Below are 16,797 nucleotides of genomic sequence, written 5' to 3'. Positions count from 1 at the left end.
GTGGTTAACCTAAAGCAAAGGCCCCGCCGATCGGCGAGGCCTTTGATCTCCAAATGGAAATTGTGACCGTGATTGGCGGCCCGATCAGCGGGTGAAGACCCGCCGGGCAGGGCGGCCGACCGGCGCCGGCGGCGTCGGCGGGCCACCGCCACCGAACAGACGCTCGAAGAAGTTCGGGCCGGAGGAGAAGCTGTTGTCGCTGAGGCTGACCGAGTTCGGCAGCGCCCCCTTCGGACGCGCGTAGCTGGGTTGGGCGTGGGCGACGACGTTCTCGAGATCCTTGCCGCGGTTGTTCTTCAGGATCGCGATCATGGTGGCGTCGCGGCCATAGATGTCCTTGCGGAATTGCAGCTTGCCGGCATCGTCGACGAAGGCGGTCTGGTAGGTGATGTTGACCGGGATCGGCGTCGGGAATTTCAGGTCGATCTCGCTCCGGCCGTACATGCTGCGGATGCGCTCTGGCGTGTAGCGCTCGTTCGGCATGGTGATGTTGAGCAGGACCGACGCGTACTGATCCGGATACTGCACGCGCATGCAGCCGTGGCTGAAGGCGCGCTCGTCACGGGCGAACAGGTTCTTGTCCGGCGTGTCGTGCTGATAGACCAGGAACTTGTTCGGGAAGTTGAAGCGGATGCGGCCGAGCGCGTTGGCCTCGCCCGGCGGCTGCGAGATGTGGATCGAGCCGTCGCGCGCGCGCTCCAGCCGCAGGCCCATGCGGTCCAGCACCGTCGGGTCCTGCTGCAGCGCCGGCAGATACTCGTTGTAGATGATCGACGGCGGCACGTTCCAGGTCGGATTGACCGTGATGAACTTCATCGTCTCGCTGAGCAGCGGCGTCGCATGCTGCCCGGGCTTGCCGGTCACCACGCGGGTGGTCCACACCTGCGCGCCGTGCTGCATCACCTTCAGCGTGTAGTCGGGAATGTTGAGGATCACATAGGCGTCGCCGATCGCAGGCGCGCCGAGGTCGCGCGGCAACCAGCGCCAGCGCTCCATGTTGACGAGGACCGTATCGATCTGCTTGTCACGCTTGGGCGTGTTCAGCGCCTTCACGGTGCGGTCGTCGAGCACCCCGGTCGGCTTGAGGTCGACACTCTCCTGGAACTTGCGGACGGCGGCGGCGACCTTGGCGTCGTAGCGGATGTCGTCGGCATTCTCGGTGAGACCGAGCTTGGCGCGCAGCTTGGGCACGCGCGGGTCGGACATCTGCGCCTCGGCTTCCTGCGCATTCTTGCCGCGGGCCGGGGTGTATTTCAGCGGCTGGCCTTCGTCGATGATGACGGGCGCGCCGTCGGTGACGCCGCGCAGCTCGGCAAGCTTGGCCTTCAACAGCTTGTAGAGCCGGTGCGGCGGGTTGTAGCTCTCCAGCGCCGCGGAGGCGTCCTTGGCGCCGGTGACGTTGGCCAGCACCTCGTTCGGGTCGATCGGGTGCTCGGGATACTGGATGTCCGCCGAGACCTGCGACCAGTGCATGCGGCCGCTCTGCGCCTGGCGGGCGTAGTCCATCATGCTCTCGGTGAGCCTGAGATCGGCCTCCGCCAGTGCGTCCGGTGCGGAGGCTGCGGCCGCGAAGTCCGGCACCGGATAGTCGCCGGGATTGAGGCCATCGGCTGCTGCATCCTTGAGACGGGCGATGACGCCCTTCGCGGCGGCCGTCAGGTTGCCGCCCTGGGTCCAGATCGGCGCGTAGTCGCGGCCGGTGTAGAATTTCTCGACGGCGGCGCGTTCGGCCTTGCGGTCGAAATACCTTGTCGCCTTGGTCGCCATCAGGTCGCGCAGACGGTCGGCAACCGGCTGATCGGGGGCGGGAACGGTGCTGGCGGCCTTGACCGGCTCTGGGACTGTCGCGGTCGCAGGGGCTGCTGCAGGCGGCGTGGCGATGGTCTTGGCGGGATCGGCCGCAGGCGCCGCGGCAGAGTCGAGCGGCTTGGTCGTCGTCTCCTGCGCCTTGGCCGGGTCGGGCGACACGGTGGCGGTGGTGTCGAGTTTGAAGTCGCTGGCGGTCGGCGGCGGCACGTTGGCCGGCTCGGGGAACGGGATCGCAGCATCGATGGCGAGCTCGGCCGCGCTGCTGCGGGGCGGATCGCTCTGGGCGAAAGCAGAGGTCGAGGACACCGCGAGGAAGGTCGCCGCGACAGCCATGAGCACGCGGTCATATCCGCCACGGGTGGTCACACAATCTCGCATCGTCAATCCCTCGGATGATCTGTCCCGGCTGGAACAGGTGTAACAAGGTCGATCTGCCAGCTTCGGCGTCGGTACCGCCGGTGAGGATGGTTCACGTCTGCACGCAATGATTCACGCCCAAACGATACTCAAGCCCCACTTCTGCGGCCAGCGCCACACGGGACAACTCACGACAAACTGACTCTTGGGAAACCCCGGCCAAACCGATCGTGCGTTTGTGCCACGCGTTATTTCCTTTGTCTGTCACCGCAAGGCAACGGTTCAGATGTTCCAGTGTTGCCAAGACTTGCGGCCTTTTTCGGACGACAGCCGAGCGCGACCATGGTGAGGATCCGAGCGGCTCAGCCGAGCGGCGGGCTTTCCGTCGCGGGCGTCTCGCCATTGGCCTCGTCGAGCTTGCGGTAGAGCGTCGAGCGTCCGATTTTGAGGCGGCGCGCCACCTCAGACATCTGGCCGCGGTAATGGGCGATGGCGAAACGGATGATCTCATGCTCCATCTCCTCGAGCGGCCGCACCTCGCCGCTTGCGGTGAGCAGCGGCAGGAACCCATGCGAGGGCAGGGGGGCAATGGGGACTTCACTCCCCGGCACCATCGCAGGCAGGGGAGGAACGGGCCGCTCCACGGTGAGGGCCGGCGCAGGCTCCACCGGCGGCGCGTGGGTGGGAATCAGCGGAAAATCGGCAACGCCGAGCTGGTCGCTCTCGCCCATGACGACGGCGCGGTAGACCGCGTTTTCCAGCTGGCGGATATTGCCGGGCCAGTCGAGCTTGGTCAGATAGGCGACGGCCTCGCCGGTGATGCCCGAAATGGCGCGGTTCTCCTCAGCCGCAAACCGCGCGAGGAAATGCCGCAACAGATGCGGGATGTCCTCGCGGCGGGTGCGCAGCGGCGGAACGGTGAGCGGCAGCACATGCAGCCGGTAGAAGAGATCCTCGCGGAAGTGGCCTTCCTTGACGCGGTCGAGCAGCCTGCGATTGGTCGCCGAGATGATGCGCACGTCGACCTTGACCGGCTTGCGGCCGCCGACGGCTTCCACGGCGCCCTCCTGCAGGGCGCGCAGCAGCTTGACCTGGGCGGTGAGCGGCAGCTCCGAGACCTCGTCGAGGAACAGCGTGCCGCCATGGGCTTCGACGAACTTGCCCATGTGACGCTCGGTCGCGCCGGTGAATGCGCCCTTCTCGTGGCCGAACAGGATCGATTCCACCAGATTGTCCGGGATCGCGCCGCAATTGACGGCGACGAACGGCTTCGTCTTGCGCTCGCTGGTGCCGTGGATCGCGCGGGCGAACAGCTCCTTGCCGACGCCCGATTCGCCTTCGATCAGCACGGGAATCGACGAAGCCGCGGCCTTCTCCGCGATGCGCAGGATCGGCGCCATCGCCTCGGCGCGGGTGATGATGTCGGCGAAGGTCAGGCGCCCCTCGCGGCTGTGCCGGATGCGCTGCAATTCGCCCTTCAGGGCCGAGGTATTGAGCGCATTGCGCAGGGAGACCTGGAGCCGCTCGATGCCGACCGGCTTGACGACGAAATCCTGCGCGCCGGCGCGCATCGCGGAGACCACGTTGTCGATGCCGCCATGCGCGGTCTGCACGATCACGGGTATCGAGATCCCCGTCTCGCGCATCTTGGAGAGCACGCCCATGCCGTCGAGGCCGGGCATCACGAGGTCGAGCACGATGGCGTCGATGGGGCCGGCATCAGGATTCGTCAGCTTCTCGATGACGGCGTCGCCGGTCTCGACGACGACCGCCTCGTAGCCGCATTTCTGCACCATGTTCTCCACCAGCCGGCGCTGGACCGGATCATCATCGGCAATCAAAATGCTGGCAGCCATGGCTTTCCTTGCACGCTACGACTATCTGTCTCGAATCGGGGCACTCTCGCCGACGCCGATTAACGCAACCTTAAACCTCGCTGATCGGGATAAACGTTCGAACAACAGGTTACCCATCCGATGACCTCGCGCGCCTCTTCTGCCCTTCGCAAGCCGACCAAAGCTGCTCCTCCGCCCAAAACCGCGTCAAAGACTGCCAAGGCCAGGCCGGCCAAGAAGTCCGTCGTCAAGACTCCGTCGAAGCAGGCAGCCGCCAAGACCAAGCGTGGCGCGACGGCCAAATCGTCTGCAAAGCCGGCGAAGAAGGTGGTCGCGGCCAAGACGGGGATCGGGACGCTGCCCGAATGGAATCTCGGCGATCTTTATATGGGCATCGACGCGCCGGAGATCGCTCACGATCTCGCGAAGATGGATGCCGAATGCGTCGCGTTTGAGACCGACTACAAGGGCAAGCTTGCCGAGCATGTGGCGCGCGAAGACGGTGGCGAATGGCTCGCAGAAGCCGTGCGGCGCTACGAGGCCATCGACGACCTCGCCGGACGGCTCGGCTCCTTCGCGGGTCTCGCGCATGCCGGCGACAGCGTCGATCCCGCGATCTCGAAATTCTACGGGGACATCTCGGAGCGCCTGACGGCCGCGTCGACGCATCTGCTGTTCTTTCCGCTCGAGCTCAACCGCATCGACGACGCCGTGATCGCGCGCGCGATGGAGACGCCCGCGCTCGGTCACTACCGGCCGTGGATCGAGGATCTGCGCAAGGACAAGCCGTATCAGCTCGAGGATCGCGTGGAGCAGCTGTTCCACGAGAAGTCGCAGACCGGCTATTCGGCTTGGAACCGGCTGTTCGACCAGACCATCGCCGGTCTACGGTTTCCAGTCGGTGGCAAGGAGCTCGCGATCGAGCCGACGCTGAATTTCCTGCAGGACCGTGACGGCGCCAAGCGGAAGGCCGCCGCCGAGGCGCTGGCCAAGACCTTCAAGGCCAATGAGCGAACGTTCGCGCTGATCACCAATACGCTCGCCAAGGACAAGGACATCTCCGACCGCTGGCGCGGCTTCCAGGACGTTGCGGATTCGCGCCATCTCAACAATCGCGTCGAGCGCGAGGTGGTCGATGCGCTGGTGGCCTCGGTGCGCGCGGCCTATCCGAAGCTGTCGCATCGCTACTATCAGCTCAAGGCGCGCTGGTTCAAAAAGAAGAAGCTCGCGCATTGGGACCGCAACGCGCCGCTGCCTTTCGCCGCCAATGCCACCATCGCCTGGCCCGAGGCCAAGAACATGGTGCTGACGGCGTATCGCGGCTTCTCGCCCGAGATGGCCGACATCGCCCAGCGCTTCTTCGACCAGAGCTGGATCGATGCGCCGGTGCGGCCGGGCAAGGCGCCGGGCGCGTTCTCGCATCCGACCACGCCCTCGGCGCATCCCTACGTGCTGATGAACTACCAGGGCAAGCCGCGCGACGTCATGACGCTCGCGCATGAGCTCGGTCATGGCGTGCACCAGGTGCTGGCAGCGAAGAACGGTGCGCTGATGGCGCCGACGCCGCTGACGCTGGCCGAGACCGCGAGCGTGTTCGGCGAGATGCTGACCTTCAGGCGCCTGCTGTCCGAGACCAAGGACGCGAGGCAGCGCCAGGCGCTGCTCGCCGGCAAGGTCGAGGACATGATCAACACGGTGGTGCGGCAGATCGCGTTCTATTCGTTCGAGCGTGCTGTCCACACCGAGCGCAAGAACGGCGAGCTGACCGCGGAGCGGCTGGGACAGATCTGGCTGTCGGTGCAGACCGAGAGCCTCGGCGAGGCGATCGAGATCAAGCCGGGTTACGAGAACTTCTGGATGTACATCCCGCACTTCATCCATTCGCCGTTCTACGTCTACGCCTATGCCTTCGGGGACTGCCTCGTGAACTCGCTCTACGCCGTCTACGAGCATGCCGCCGAGGGGTTCGCCGAGCGCTATCTGGCGATGCTCGCGGCCGGCGGCACCAAGCACTATTCGGAGCTGCTCGCCCCGTTCGGCCTGGACGCCAAGGACCCCAGGTTCTGGGACGGTGGTCTCTCGGTCATCGCCGGGATGATCGACGAGCTGGAGCGGATGGGGTAGGGGCGTATAACATGTGTTGAACGGGTCGAAGAGGCGCGCCGGCGAGGTCAGCGAGACCAGCCTGACGCGCTGGATCCGTGATAATTGGCCTTGCCAATAGGGCGATCGGAAAAGGTGATAAAACTGCCTTGCATGCCAGCCGTTGCCCTTGCATCGGCTTTGGGGTATGCGACCTTAACAAAGCATATTTTCTCTGGGGGACCCCGATGGCAAACCATGGCGAGATCGCCTACTCGACGGCTGACGGCAACGACTATCTGGCGCATGAGGCCACCTACGAGGGCTTCATCAGGCTGGTGAAGTACGGCACGATCAGCGTCGCTCTCATCGTCATCTTGATGGCTATTTTCCTCGCTTAATGTCGCGATTGGCCCGCCGGCATCCCCGCTGGCGGGCCTTCAGCTGACTGCCGAAGCCGATTGCTGACCAGGCGTCACGCTGTAGCCCATGGACGTCCCGCCCTCTTAAAGCTCGCGCGCGCATTCGCGCCGGAGGCCTCATGAAGATTGCCGTCGCCAAGGAAATCGACCCGTTGGAGCCGCGGGTCGCCGCCTCTCCCGACACGGTGAAGAAGTTCAAGGCGTTGGGTGCCGAGATCGCGGTCGAGCCCGGCGCCGGCATCAAATCCGGCCTGCCGGATTCGGAGTTCACGGCGGCGGGCGCAACCGTGAGCGCCGATGCGCTCAAGGACGCCGACATCATCATCAAGGTGAAGCGGCCGGAAGCCTCCGAGCTTGCCAACTACCGGCGTGGCGCCTTGGTGTTCGCGATCATGGATCCCTACGGCAACGATACCGCGCTCAAGGCGATGGCCGATGCCGGCATTGCCTCGTTCGCGATGGAACTGATGCCGCGCATCACCCGCGCCCAGGTGATGGACGTGCTGTCGAGCCAGGCGAACCTCGCCGGCTACCGCGCCGTGATCGAGGGCGCCGAGGCGTTCGGTCGCGCCTTCCCGATGATGATGACTGCGGCCGGCACCGTGCCGGCGACCAAGGTCTTCGTGATGGGCGTCGGCGTCGCCGGCCTGCAGGCAATCGCAACCGCGCGCCGGCTCGGCGCCATGGTCTCCGCCACCGACGTGCGCCCCGCCACCAAGGAGCAGGTGGAGAGCCTCGGCGCCAAATTCCTGGCGGTCGAGGACGAGGAGTTCAAGAACGCGCAGACGGCCGGTGGCTACGCCAAGGAGATGTCCAAGGAGTACCAGGCCAAGCAGGCGGCGCTGACGGCGGAACACATCAAGAAGCAGGACGTCATCATCACCACCGCGCTGATCCCCGGCCGTCCGGCGCCGCGCCTCGTCACCATGGAGATGGTGAAGTCGATGCGCCCGGGCTCGGTGCTGGTCGACCTCGCGGTCGAGCGCGGCGGCAATGTCGAGGGCGTCAAGCTCGGCGAGACTGTCGAGATCGACGGCGTCAAGATCATCGGCTACCCCAATCTCGCCGGCCGGGTCGCAGCGTCCGCCTCCGGCCTGTACGCCCGCAACCTGTTCTCCTTCATCGAGACGATGATCGACAAGAAGGAAAAGACACTGGCGGTCAACTGGGACGATGAGCTGGTCAAGGCCACGGCTTTGACAAAGGATGGCGCCATCGTCCACCCGAACTTCCAGCCGAAGGCCTAAGGAGCAGAGCCATGGAACATGTCGTCCAAGCCGTCGACCCCTTCGTTTTCCGGCTGTCGATCTTCGTGCTGGCGGTTTTCGTCGGCTATTTCGTGGTGTGGTCGGTGACGCCGGCCCTGCACACGCCGCTGATGTCGGTGACCAATGCGATCTCCTCGGTGATCGTGGTCGGCGCGCTGCTGGCGGTCGGCGTTCCCATGCTCTCGAGCGGCAGCGGTCTGGCGCGAGCGTTCGGCTTCGTCGCGCTGATCTTCGCCTGCGTGAACATCTTCGGCGGCTTCCTCGTCACCCAGCGCATGCTGGCGATGTACAAGAAGAAGTCCAGGTAACAACGCCGCACGACGCGGGATGACAGGCACAACGGGGCATCTGCAATGAACGCCAATCTGTCGGCACTCCTTTATCTCGTGGCAGGTGTGCTGTTCATCCTGTCTCTTCGCGGGCTGTCGAGCCCGGCCTCCAGCCGGCAAGGCAACTTCTTCGGCATGGCCGGCATGGCGATTGCGGTCGCCACCACCCTGGCCGGGCATCCACCGGCGGATGCGATCGCCTGGGTGCTCGTCATCCTCGGCGTTGCGATCGGCGGCGGTATCGGTGCGGTGATTGCGCGCCGGGTGCCGATGACGTCGATGCCCGAGCTCGTGGCGGCGTTCCATTCGCTGGTCGGCATGGCCGCGGTGCTGGTCGCCGCCGGCGCGTTCTTCGCGCCGGAAGCCTTCGACATCGGCACGCCCGGCAACATCCATCCGCAGAGCCTGGTCGAAATGTCGCTCGGCGTCGCCATCGGCGCGCTGACTTTCACCGGCTCGGTCATCGCCTTCCTCAAGCTGTCCGCGCGGATGAGCGGTGCACCGATCATCCTGCCGGCGCGCCACATCATCAACATTGCGCTCGCGGTCGCGCTCGTCTTCTTCGTGATCCGCCTGGTGATGACCGGCGGCGGCTTCGACTTCCTGATGGTCACGCTGCTGGCGCTGGCGCTCGGCGTGCTCATGATCATCCCGATCGGCGGCGCCGACATGCCGGTCGTGATCTCGATGCTGAACTCCTACTCCGGCTGGGCGGCCGCGGGCATCGGCTTCACGCTCGGCAATTCGGCGCTGATCATCACCGGCGCGCTGGTCGGCTCGTCCGGTGCGATCCTGTCCTACATCATGTGCCACGCGATGAACCGGTCCTTCATCTCGGTTATCCTCGGCGGCTTCGGTGGCGAGACCGCAGCGGCCGGCGGGGCGACAGGCGAGCAGAAGCCGGCCAAGCTCGGCTCGGCCGACGACGCCGCCTTCATCATGAAGAACGCCTCCAAGGTCATCATCGTCCCCGGCTACGGCATGGCGGTCGCCCAGGCGCAGCACGCGCTGCGCGAGATGGCCGACACGCTGAAGAAGGAAGGTGTCGAGGTGAAATACGCGATTCATCCGGTCGCGGGCCGCATGCCCGGCCACATGAACGTGCTGCTCGCCGAAGCCAACGTTCCCTACGACGAGGTGTTCGAGCTCGAGGACATCAACTCGGAATTCGCCCAGGCCGACGTCGCCTTCGTGATCGGCGCCAACGACGTCACCAATCCGGCGGCCGAGGAGGACAAGTCCTCGCCGATCTACGGCATGCCGGTGCTGCAAGTCTGGAAGGCCGGCACCGTGATGTTCATCAAGCGCTCGCTCGCCTCGGGCTATGCCGGCATCGACAATCCGCTGTTCTACCGCGACAACACGATGATGCTGCTCGGCGACGCCAAGAAGATGACCGAGAACATCGTCAAGGGCATGTAGCCCACGGCGTCGGGAGCCATGACGTTTCTGAAATGGCTCCTGATCGTCGTGGCGGCGGTCTACGGCATCGTGCTTGCGGCCCTGTTCGTCCGCCAGCGTGCGATGCTGTTTCCCATTCCGCCGGTGGGCCGCACGGCACCGGCTGCAGCCGGGTTTCCTCAGGCTGAGGAGCATGTGCTGACCTCGGCCGATGGCGAGCGGGTCATCGTCTGGCATGTGCCGGCGAAGCCTGGCCGCAAGGTCGTTCTGTACTTCCCGGGCAATGGCGATTTTCTTGCCGGCGTGGCGTCGCGCTTAAAGACGCTCACGGCCGACGGCACCGGTCTCGTTGCGCTTTCCTATCGCGGCTATGCGGGGTCCAGCGGCAGTCCCAGTGAGCCCGGGCTGCTGCAAGATGCCGCAGTCGCCTATGCGTTCACGACAGAGCGCTACGAGGCGGGACGGATCGTCGCCTGGGGCTTTTCCCTCGGCAGCGGTGTCGCCACCGCCATCGCGGCGGAGCATCCGATCTCCAAGTTGATCCTCGAAGCCCCTTATACGTCGACCGTGGACGTCGCCTCCGCGATGCTCAGGGTCGTCCCGGTCAGCCTGCTGATGCTCGACCGCTTCCATTCCGACCAGCGCATCGCCAATGTGCATGTGCCGCTGTTGATCATGCACGGCGAACGGGATCCGGCGATTTCGATCCGCTTCGGGGAACGATTGTTCGCACTTGCGCATGACCCAAAGCGCTTCGTACGGTTTCCCGACGGCGGACATAACGACCTGGATCTTTTTGGTGCGACTGAGACGGCAAAGAGCTTCATCGACAATCCGTAACGTCCGTGGATCGCGGTGGCCGGCCCTGCGCGGGACCATCCTGCTCCTTGTCTTTGCGAGCCTGCCAGTGCAGGCGCATGCGGCCGGGCTGAACGGCTCCGCGATGACCTGGCCGTTCGCGCTGCCGTTCGCGGGACTGCTGTTGTCGATTGCGCTCGGGCCGCTGCTGTTTGCCAGGTTCTGGCATCATCACTACGGAAAGATCGCCGCGGCATGGGCCTTGGTGACGTTGGCGGCGTTGACCTGGAATGCAGGGCTCGGCACGGCGCTCGCCGCCTTCGTCCACGCACTGCTCGCCGAGTATCTCAGCTTCATCGTGCTGCTGTTCGCTCTCTATACGGTGGCCGGCGGCATCCTGGTGACCGGCGACATCAGAGGTACACCTGCGACAAATACGGCCATCCTGGCCCTCGGCACGATCATCGCGAGCGTCGTCGGCACGACGGGCGCCGCGATGATCCTGGTGCGCCCCCTGATCCGCGCCAATCTGAGCCGGCCGCATAATGTGCATGTGCTGATCTTCTTCATCATTCTGGCCGCCAATGTCGGTGGTGCACTGAGCCCGCTCGGCGATCCACCGCTGTTCGTCGGCTTTCTGCGTGGTGTCGACTTCTTCTGGACGACGCAACATCTCTGGCTGCAGACCGCGATCGTCGCCGGATTGCTGCTCATCGTCTTTGCCGCTACCGACTGGTGGCGCTTCCGCGCGGAGAAGCTTGCGTCGCAAGCGTCCGTAACAAGGGAGCCGGTGCGCATTCGCGGCCTCATCAATGTCGTTTTGATCGCCGCGATCGTTGCCAATACGCTGCTATCGGCGACCTGGAAGCCGGGCATCTCCTTCGACGTCGTCGGCACGCATGTCGAGCTTCAGAACCTCGTGCGCGATGCCGTCCTCGTGGCGATCGCCGGACTGTCGCTGTGGCTGACGCCGGACGAGCACCGCGAGGCGAACGGGTTCAACTGGGAGCCGATTCGAGAGGTAGCCAAACTGTTCGCGGCGATCTTCACCGCGATCGTCCCGGTCATCGCCATGCTGAATGCGGGGCGCAGTGGCTCTTTCGGCTGGCTCTTGGATGCCGTGACGACACCCGCCGGCGCGCCGCGGGAGGTCGCCTATTTCTGGTTCACCGGGCTGATGTCGGCCTTCCTCGACAATGCCCCGACCTATCTCTTGTTCTTCGAATTGGCGGGCGGCGATCCCAAGGTGCTGATGGGCGAGCTCTCGGGAACGCTGGCGGCGATCTCGATGGGCGCAGTCTACATGGGCGCGCTGACCTATATCGGAAATGCGCCGAACTTCATGGTCGCAGCGATCGCCAATGAGCGCGGCATCAAGATGCCGAGTTTCTTCGGCTACATGCTGCGGGCAGGTGCCGTCCTCATTCCGCTGTTCGTGCTGCTGACCGTGCTTCCGATCCATCCGCTGCTCAGCCCGCATTGACCTGATCGACGGCACTTTCAGAGACCGTCCTGGTTGACCCTGTCACGGCCGGACCGCGTGACGATCGCCTCGCGGTCGCGCATAGTCGGACAGAACGGATCGAAGGACGCGAATCATGAGCGTGAAGGGCGCAACGCCCGCATCATCGGTGATCTTTCCCGGCCTGGCGGTCGCGCTCGTCGCGATCGTCACGGCGACGCATTATGACTTCACGCCTTCGGCCGCCGGCGTGGTCTTCGCCGCGGTGCTGCTGGTGATCCTGTTCGGCACGGTGTTCGCGGCCGTGCACCATGCCGAGGTGATCGCGCATGAGATCGGCGAGCCGTTCGGCACGCTGCTCCTGACCCTGGCGGTGACGGTGATCGAGGTGGCGCTGATCGCCACCATCATGCTCGGCGACAAGGCTGCGCCCGCGCTGGCCCGCGACACCGTGTTCGCGGTCGTCATGATCGTGTGCAACGGCCTGGCCGGCATCTGCATCTTCATCGGCGGTCTGCGCTATCGCGAGCAGGACGTGCTGGTCTCCGGTGCCAATCTGTATCTCAGCGTACTGTTCACGATGGCAACCATCACACTGGTGCTGCCGAATTATACCTTGACCTCGCCTGGTCCGGTGTATTCTGCCGTGCAGATCGCCTTCGTCAGCGTCGTGACGATCCTGCTCTACGCGGTGTTCCTGTATACGCAGACCACCCGCCATCGGGATTATTTCGTCGGCGGCTCGGCTGGGTTCGCCGATGACGATGTCCGGCTGCCGCGTGCGAAGCTGTTGCTCAGTGTCGGGCTGCTGCTGGTCGCTCTGCTCGCCGTGGTCCTGCTTGCCAAGAAGTTCTCGCTGGTGGTCGACGCCGGCGTTGCCGCAACGGGGGCGCCGCAGGCGGTCGCAGGCGTGCTGGTGGCGCTGTTGATCCTGCTGCCGGAGAGTGTCGCCGCCCTCTCGGCCGCCCGCGCCAACGACCTTCAGAAGAGCATCAATCTCGCGCTTGGCTCCTCGCTCGCCACCATAGGGCTGACCATCCCGGCAGTGGCGGTCGCCGCCCATGTGCTCGACAAGCAGCTCGTCCTCGGGCTGGACCCGCAGGGAACAGTGCTGCTGGTCCTGACCTTCGTCCTGAGCATGCTGACCTTCGGCACCGGACGGACGAACATCCTGTTCGGGCTGGTGCACATGGTGGTGTTCGCGATATTCGTGTTCCTGCTCTTCGTTCCCTGATTCAAGAGATCCCCCATGCTCAGCGCTCAGTCCGACGTCCAGGTCGATACGCCCGAAGTCCGCGTCACGGAGTGGCGGCTATTGCCCGGCAGTGCCACGGGGCGCCACGTTCATGAGATGGATTACGTGATCGTGCCGGTCACCGCGGGCGAGATGACGATCGTGGCGCCGTCCGGCGAGCGCTCGAAGGCGCAGCTCGCGGTCGGCAAATCCTATTTCCGAAAGGCCGGTGTCGAACACGATGTGCTGAACGAGACCGGTTCCGAGATCGTTTTCCTCGAAGTTGAATTGAAGCCGTAACCAATTGTTTACCGGGATGCCGCTGATTGTGGTATCTTGAGCCGGCGATCCGGAAGCTGTGGCAACACCCTCGGATTGCTGGCTCCGGTTTCAAAGGATTTCAGGAATCGACTTTTCGGCGGTCGCGTCTGCGCGGAGTGCAGTCTGCGAGCTTCGGAAGGTGTGGGATGGTCCCTTAATTGTGCCTCAAAGTTCCCGCAAATACCGCGCGGGAGTGGTCAGCATGCTGAAATATCTCACAAAGTTCGCCATGGAGATCATCCCGTCGGTGGTTGCCACCATCATCGGGGCCTACATCGTCAATCACTACATCAACACCAAGCCGGACTCGCCGCCATCGACCGTGGCGTCGGTGGCGTCGGCTGCCTACGCCAAGCTCACCGGCTCAAAGAGCGACGCTCCGAAATCCACGGGCAAGGGGACCGACCCTGCCAAGCTGGAAGCGAAGGCCGATCCCAAGTCTGACGCCAAGCCGGCGGAAACGTCGAACGAGATCTCGAGCATTCCCGCTCCCGGCATCAAGGCCAAGGGCGTGTCCGAGAAGTCGCTGGCCGACAAGGCTGCAGAGAAGGCAGTCGAAGTGAAGCCGGCCGAAACGGCGAGCCTCCCGGCCGATCCGCAGGCCTCGCGCCATCCCGCGTCGCCGCGGGAAAAGCTGATTGCGCGCGGTACTCCGGCCGAGGCCCCAGCGACCCAGCAGGAAGATCGCCGGGATGCCGCTGATCTCGCCCGCGCGGCGATCGAGCGGTTGCGCGCGAGCGAAGGTACCGGCAAGACGGCTGTCGAGAAGCCGTCGAGCGACGCACCCCGGGGCGCTGGCGAGGCGCCGCGCATCGCGACCGTCGCGCCACCGGTGTCGCCGGTCCGTCCGCTGCCGCCGCCCGTGACGGTGTCTGCGCCACCGGTCGAGCAGGGCTTTGCCTTGCCGTCGGCCTCGAGCCCGCCCTACACGGGATCATTGCAGCCGGACGGGCGCCCGACGCCTCCGGCGGAGATCCCTGTCCAGCAGTTGCGTCCGCTCGACCTGCGCGCCGACAGGACTGATCCATCGATCAAGGACCAGATGTCCAACGTGGCGCAGGACATGATGTCCGCAGCCAAATCGGTGTTCCACTCGGTGTTGCCGAAATAGCTGACCGAATCGTTCGCCGACGTGATCGAGGCGGTGGGCCCGGGCGGTCTGCCGCTTTTTCTTTGGAGTGGCGAACTCTGCAGCGATGCGAGGAGTGGCGGCGCAACCCGGATTGACCCCGGTCGCCGGATGGCAGGAGGCGTGAAATCAAAGAGAGGCGCCCAAAACAAAAACGCGAGCCAAAGGCCCGCGCTTCAGACGACGTCAGATCAATCTGGCCAGATCAGCGCGGCGCGCTGGGACGGGCACCTGCACCCGGACCACGACCAGCACCACGGTCGCCGCCGGGGCCAGCGCCGAACACCGGCTTCGGCTTCATCGGCAGCAGGCCTTCACGCTGCAACTTCTTGCGGGCCAGCTTGCGCGCACGACGCACGGCTTCGGCCTTCTCGCGGGCTTTCTTCTCGGACGGCTTCTCGTAATGGCCGCGAAGCTTCATCTCGCGGAAAATGCCCTCACGCTGCATCTTCTTCTTGAGCGCCTTGAGGGCTTGATCGACATTGTTATCGCGAACGAGAACCTGCACGCGGCATCCTCTTTCTCAGTCTATCGGTTTGAAATCTGGTGAAGCCAGGGCTGGCAGATGGCCGCGCCCTTGACCTTGAGCGCGCCCGTGTATCAGAGGACATCCTCGCTGTCCACCCGCTGACGGGCTCTTGACCGCAAGTTTAACCTCGCCGGAGCGGTTTATTTCAGCCCTGCCTCGGCGGCAGTGGCGAGACCTGGGTCACATGCCCCATCTTGCGGCCCGGACGAGCGGCGCCCTTGCCGTAGAGATGCACGGTGGCGCCAGGAACCGTGAGCCACTGCTCGTAGCTGTCGATCTCGTCCCCGATCAGGTTCGTCATCGTGACGTGACCGTGGCGCAGCGGCTTGCCGAGTGGCCAACCGGCGATCGCCCGGATGTGCTGTTCGAATTGGGAAATCGAGGCGCCATCGAGGGTCCAGTGGCCGGAATTATGCACCCGCGGGGCAATTTCGTTGACCAGGACGCCTGGAGTGGGTCCGTCCGACACCACGAACATCTCCACGGCCAGCACCCCGACGTAGTCGAGGGCGGTGGCGATCCGGCTGGCAATGTCCCTGGCCTCGTCGGCGAGCGCATCAGGGATACGCGCCGGCGCCCGCGACACCTTCAGGATGTGATCGCGATGCTCGTTCTCGGTCACGTCGAAGCACTCGACCTGACCGTCGGCCGCTCGGGCCGCCACGACCGAGATCTCGCGCTCGAACGGAACGAACGCTTCGAGGATGGCCGATTTGGTGCCGAGCTCGGCCCAGATCCGCTCGAGATCGTCACCCTGTTGGATCTTGATCTGACCCTTGCCGTCATAGCCAAATCGCCGCGTCTTCAGCACGGCCGGTAAGCCGATCCGGAACGCAGCTTCGCGCAAGGTGGCGACCGAGGACACATCCGCATAGGGCGCGGTGCCGATGCCCAGCGAGGTGACGAAATCCTTCTCGGTGAGGCGATCCTGGGTGGTCTCGAGCGCCGAACGCCGCGGCAGCACCGGGCGTCTGGCCGCCAGCACCATGGCCGCAGCCGAGGGGACGTTTTCGAACTCGTAGGTGACGACGTCGACATCATTGGCGAACAGCTCGAGCGCCTCGACGTCGGCATATTCGGCGCAGGTTGCGTTCAGCACGACGTCGAAGGCGGGGGAGTCCGGGTCCGGCGAGAACACCTGGCAGCGCAGCCCGAGCCGCGCCGCAGCAAGCGCCAGCATGCGGCCGAGCTGGCCGCCGCCGAGAATACCGATGGTGTCGCCGGGCTTGAGCTTCACCCGATTGGAGTCGGTCACGCCGTGCCCTCCGGACGTTCGGCGATCGCATTGGTCTGCGCCTGCCGCCAAGCCGACAGACGGCTGGCGAGCGCGGAGTCCGAGAGAGCGAGCACGCTGGCCGCCAGCAGCGCTGCGTTAATGGCGCCGGATTTGCCGATGGCGAGCGTTCCGACCGGAATTCCGGCCGGCATCTGGACGATGGAATACAGCGAATCGACCCCCGACAGCGCCTTCGACTCGACGGGAACGCCGAACACGGGCAGTTCCGTAAGCGAGGCCGTCATACCCGGCAGATGGGCGGCGCCGCCGGCACCGGCGATCACGACCTTGTAGCCCGCCGCCTTGGCACCCTTGGCGAAAGCATACAGCCGGTCCGGGGTGCGGTGCGCCGAGACGATCCGGGCGTCGTAGCTCACGCCCAGGGCGTCAAGCGTCTCGGCGGTATGGCGCATGGTATCCCAGTCCGACTGGCTTCCCATGATGATGGCGATCGGGGCGGTCATGACCTCAATTCTTCTCGGGAATCCATCAGCATGGGCCGGAGTATAGGATCGGTCCTGACAGCGGCAAGCCATGGCATGGAG

Annotated in this window: 15 protein-coding genes; 10 read left to right on the top strand and 5 right to left on the bottom strand. The window is 65.0% G+C overall.

The window, feature by feature from the left end; translation table 11 throughout:
- Nucleotides 1–84: 84 nt before the first annotated feature.
- Nucleotides 85–2,142 carry a murein L,D-transpeptidase gene (locus tag QX094_RS06905; protein ID WP_316186098.1) on the bottom strand — a complete coding sequence of 686 codons (2,058 nt, stop codon included), beginning with the start codon at nucleotides 2,140–2,142 and terminating at the stop codon, nucleotides 85–87.
- A 386-nt stretch (nucleotides 2,143–2,528) separates the two neighbouring features.
- Nucleotides 2,529–4,022 carry a sigma-54 dependent transcriptional regulator gene (locus QX094_RS06900; RefSeq protein ID WP_316186040.1) on the bottom strand — a complete coding sequence of 498 codons (1,494 nt, stop codon included), beginning with the start codon at nucleotides 4,020–4,022 and terminating at the stop codon, nucleotides 2,529–2,531.
- A 120-nt stretch (nucleotides 4,023–4,142) separates the two neighbouring features.
- Here QX094_RS06900 and QX094_RS06895 point away from each other — a divergent pair, with 120 nt between their 5' ends.
- The 10 genes from QX094_RS06895 (at nucleotide 4,143) to QX094_RS06850 (ending at nucleotide 14,429) form a co-directional block, all read left to right on the top strand.
- Complete coding sequence (locus tag QX094_RS06895) at nucleotides 4,143–6,125, top strand: M3 family oligoendopeptidase (protein ID WP_316186041.1); 1,983 nt, start codon at nucleotides 4,143–4,145, stop codon at nucleotides 6,123–6,125.
- 206 nt (nucleotides 6,126–6,331) lie between these two features.
- A complete protein-coding gene (locus tag QX094_RS06890; protein WP_316175050.1) occupies nucleotides 6,332–6,484 on the top strand; it encodes an aa3-type cytochrome c oxidase subunit IV in 153 nt (50 codons plus the stop codon).
- A gap of 140 nt (nucleotides 6,485–6,624) precedes the next feature.
- The gene (locus QX094_RS06885) at nucleotides 6,625–7,752 is read left to right on the top strand and encodes a Re/Si-specific NAD(P)(+) transhydrogenase subunit alpha (protein WP_315717564.1); all 1,128 of its coding nucleotides are present in this window, start codon (nucleotides 6,625–6,627) and stop codon (nucleotides 7,750–7,752) included.
- An 11-nt stretch (nucleotides 7,753–7,763) separates the two neighbouring features.
- Nucleotides 7,764–8,081, top strand: a complete 318-nt coding sequence (locus QX094_RS06880) for a proton-translocating transhydrogenase family protein (protein WP_315717563.1) — start codon at nucleotides 7,764–7,766, stop codon at nucleotides 8,079–8,081.
- A gap of 45 nt (nucleotides 8,082–8,126) precedes the next feature.
- The gene (locus QX094_RS06875) at nucleotides 8,127–9,524 is read left to right on the top strand and encodes an NAD(P)(+) transhydrogenase (Re/Si-specific) subunit beta (RefSeq protein ID WP_316186042.1); all 1,398 of its coding nucleotides are present in this window, start codon (nucleotides 8,127–8,129) and stop codon (nucleotides 9,522–9,524) included.
- Nucleotides 9,525–9,542: 18 nt separating this feature from the next.
- Entirely contained in the window at nucleotides 9,543–10,343 is an 801-nt protein-coding gene (locus QX094_RS06870) for an alpha/beta hydrolase (RefSeq protein WP_316186043.1), read from the top strand.
- A 103-nt stretch (nucleotides 10,344–10,446) separates the two neighbouring features.
- A complete protein-coding gene (locus tag QX094_RS06865; RefSeq protein WP_316186099.1) occupies nucleotides 10,447–11,784 on the top strand; it encodes a sodium:proton antiporter in 1,338 nt (445 codons plus the stop codon).
- Between the two features lie 115 nt (nucleotides 11,785–11,899).
- Entirely contained in the window at nucleotides 11,900–12,997 is a 1,098-nt protein-coding gene (locus QX094_RS06860; RefSeq protein WP_315753916.1) for an ionic transporter y4hA, read from the top strand.
- 15 nt (nucleotides 12,998–13,012) lie between these two features.
- Complete coding sequence (locus tag QX094_RS06855; protein ID WP_315717559.1) at nucleotides 13,013–13,297, top strand: cupin domain-containing protein; 285 nt, start codon at nucleotides 13,013–13,015, stop codon at nucleotides 13,295–13,297.
- Nucleotides 13,298–13,520: 223 nt separating this feature from the next.
- Nucleotides 13,521–14,429, top strand: coding sequence for a hypothetical protein (locus QX094_RS06850; RefSeq protein WP_316186044.1), 909 nt, complete (start codon nucleotides 13,521–13,523; stop codon nucleotides 14,427–14,429).
- Between the two features lie 223 nt (nucleotides 14,430–14,652).
- On the opposite strand, the gene rpsU is transcribed toward QX094_RS06850, so the two are convergent.
- The 3 genes from rpsU to purE all read right to left on the bottom strand — a co-directional run bounded on the left by rpsU (nucleotide 14,653) and on the right by purE (nucleotide 16,716).
- The gene (rpsU, locus tag QX094_RS06845) at nucleotides 14,653–14,955 is read right to left on the bottom strand and encodes a 30S ribosomal protein S21 (RefSeq protein ID WP_315717557.1); all 303 of its coding nucleotides are present in this window, start codon (nucleotides 14,953–14,955) and stop codon (nucleotides 14,653–14,655) included.
- Between the two features lie 166 nt (nucleotides 14,956–15,121).
- Nucleotides 15,122–16,231 carry a 5-(carboxyamino)imidazole ribonucleotide synthase gene (locus tag QX094_RS06840; RefSeq protein ID WP_315753912.1) on the bottom strand — a complete coding sequence of 370 codons (1,110 nt, stop codon included), beginning with the start codon at nucleotides 16,229–16,231 and terminating at the stop codon, nucleotides 15,122–15,124.
- A complete protein-coding gene (purE, locus tag QX094_RS06835) occupies nucleotides 16,228–16,716 on the bottom strand; it encodes a 5-(carboxyamino)imidazole ribonucleotide mutase (RefSeq protein ID WP_315717555.1) in 489 nt (162 codons plus the stop codon). The genes QX094_RS06840 and purE overlap by 4 nt, the downstream gene beginning before the upstream one ends.
- Nucleotides 16,717–16,797: the final 81 nt, after the last annotated feature.

The organism is Bradyrhizobium sp. SZCCHNS1050 (assembly GCF_032484785.1).
GTDB lineage: Bacteria > Pseudomonadota > Alphaproteobacteria > Rhizobiales > Xanthobacteraceae > Bradyrhizobium.
This window is presented reverse-complemented; position numbering and strand designations above follow the sequence as displayed.

Excerpts from the sequence above, each read along its gene's own strand:
- QX094_RS06880 (WP_315717563.1), top strand. The coding sequence starts at position 7,764 with ATGGAACATGTCGTCCAAGCCGTCGACCCCTTCGTTTTCCGGCTGTCG.
- QX094_RS06865 (WP_316186099.1), top strand. The coding sequence starts at position 10,447 with ATGACCTGGCCGTTCGCGCTGCCGTTCGCGGGACTGCTGTTGTCGATT.
- QX094_RS06860 (WP_315753916.1), top strand. The coding sequence starts at position 11,900 with ATGAGCGTGAAGGGCGCAACGCCCGCATCATCGGTGATCTTTCCCGGC.
- purE (WP_315717555.1), bottom strand. The coding sequence starts at position 16,716 with ATGACCGCCCCGATCGCCATCATCATGGGAAGCCAGTCGGACTGGGAT.
- QX094_RS06885 (WP_315717564.1), top strand. The coding sequence starts at position 6,625 with ATGAAGATTGCCGTCGCCAAGGAAATCGACCCGTTGGAGCCGCGGGTC.
- QX094_RS06900 (WP_316186040.1), bottom strand. The coding sequence starts at position 4,022 with ATGGCTGCCAGCATTTTGATTGCCGATGATGATCCGGTCCAGCGCCGG.
- QX094_RS06895 (WP_316186041.1), top strand. The coding sequence starts at position 4,143 with ATGACCTCGCGCGCCTCTTCTGCCCTTCGCAAGCCGACCAAAGCTGCT.
- QX094_RS06905 (WP_316186098.1), bottom strand. The coding sequence starts at position 2,142 with ATGGCTGTCGCGGCGACCTTCCTCGCGGTGTCCTCGACCTCTGCTTTC.
- QX094_RS06850 (WP_316186044.1), top strand. The coding sequence starts at position 13,521 with ATGCTGAAATATCTCACAAAGTTCGCCATGGAGATCATCCCGTCGGTG.
- QX094_RS06870 (WP_316186043.1), top strand. The coding sequence starts at position 9,543 with ATGACGTTTCTGAAATGGCTCCTGATCGTCGTGGCGGCGGTCTACGGC.
- QX094_RS06875 (WP_316186042.1), top strand. The coding sequence starts at position 8,127 with ATGAACGCCAATCTGTCGGCACTCCTTTATCTCGTGGCAGGTGTGCTG.
- QX094_RS06855 (WP_315717559.1), top strand. The coding sequence starts at position 13,013 with ATGCTCAGCGCTCAGTCCGACGTCCAGGTCGATACGCCCGAAGTCCGC.
- QX094_RS06890 (WP_316175050.1), top strand. The coding sequence starts at position 6,332 with ATGGCAAACCATGGCGAGATCGCCTACTCGACGGCTGACGGCAACGAC.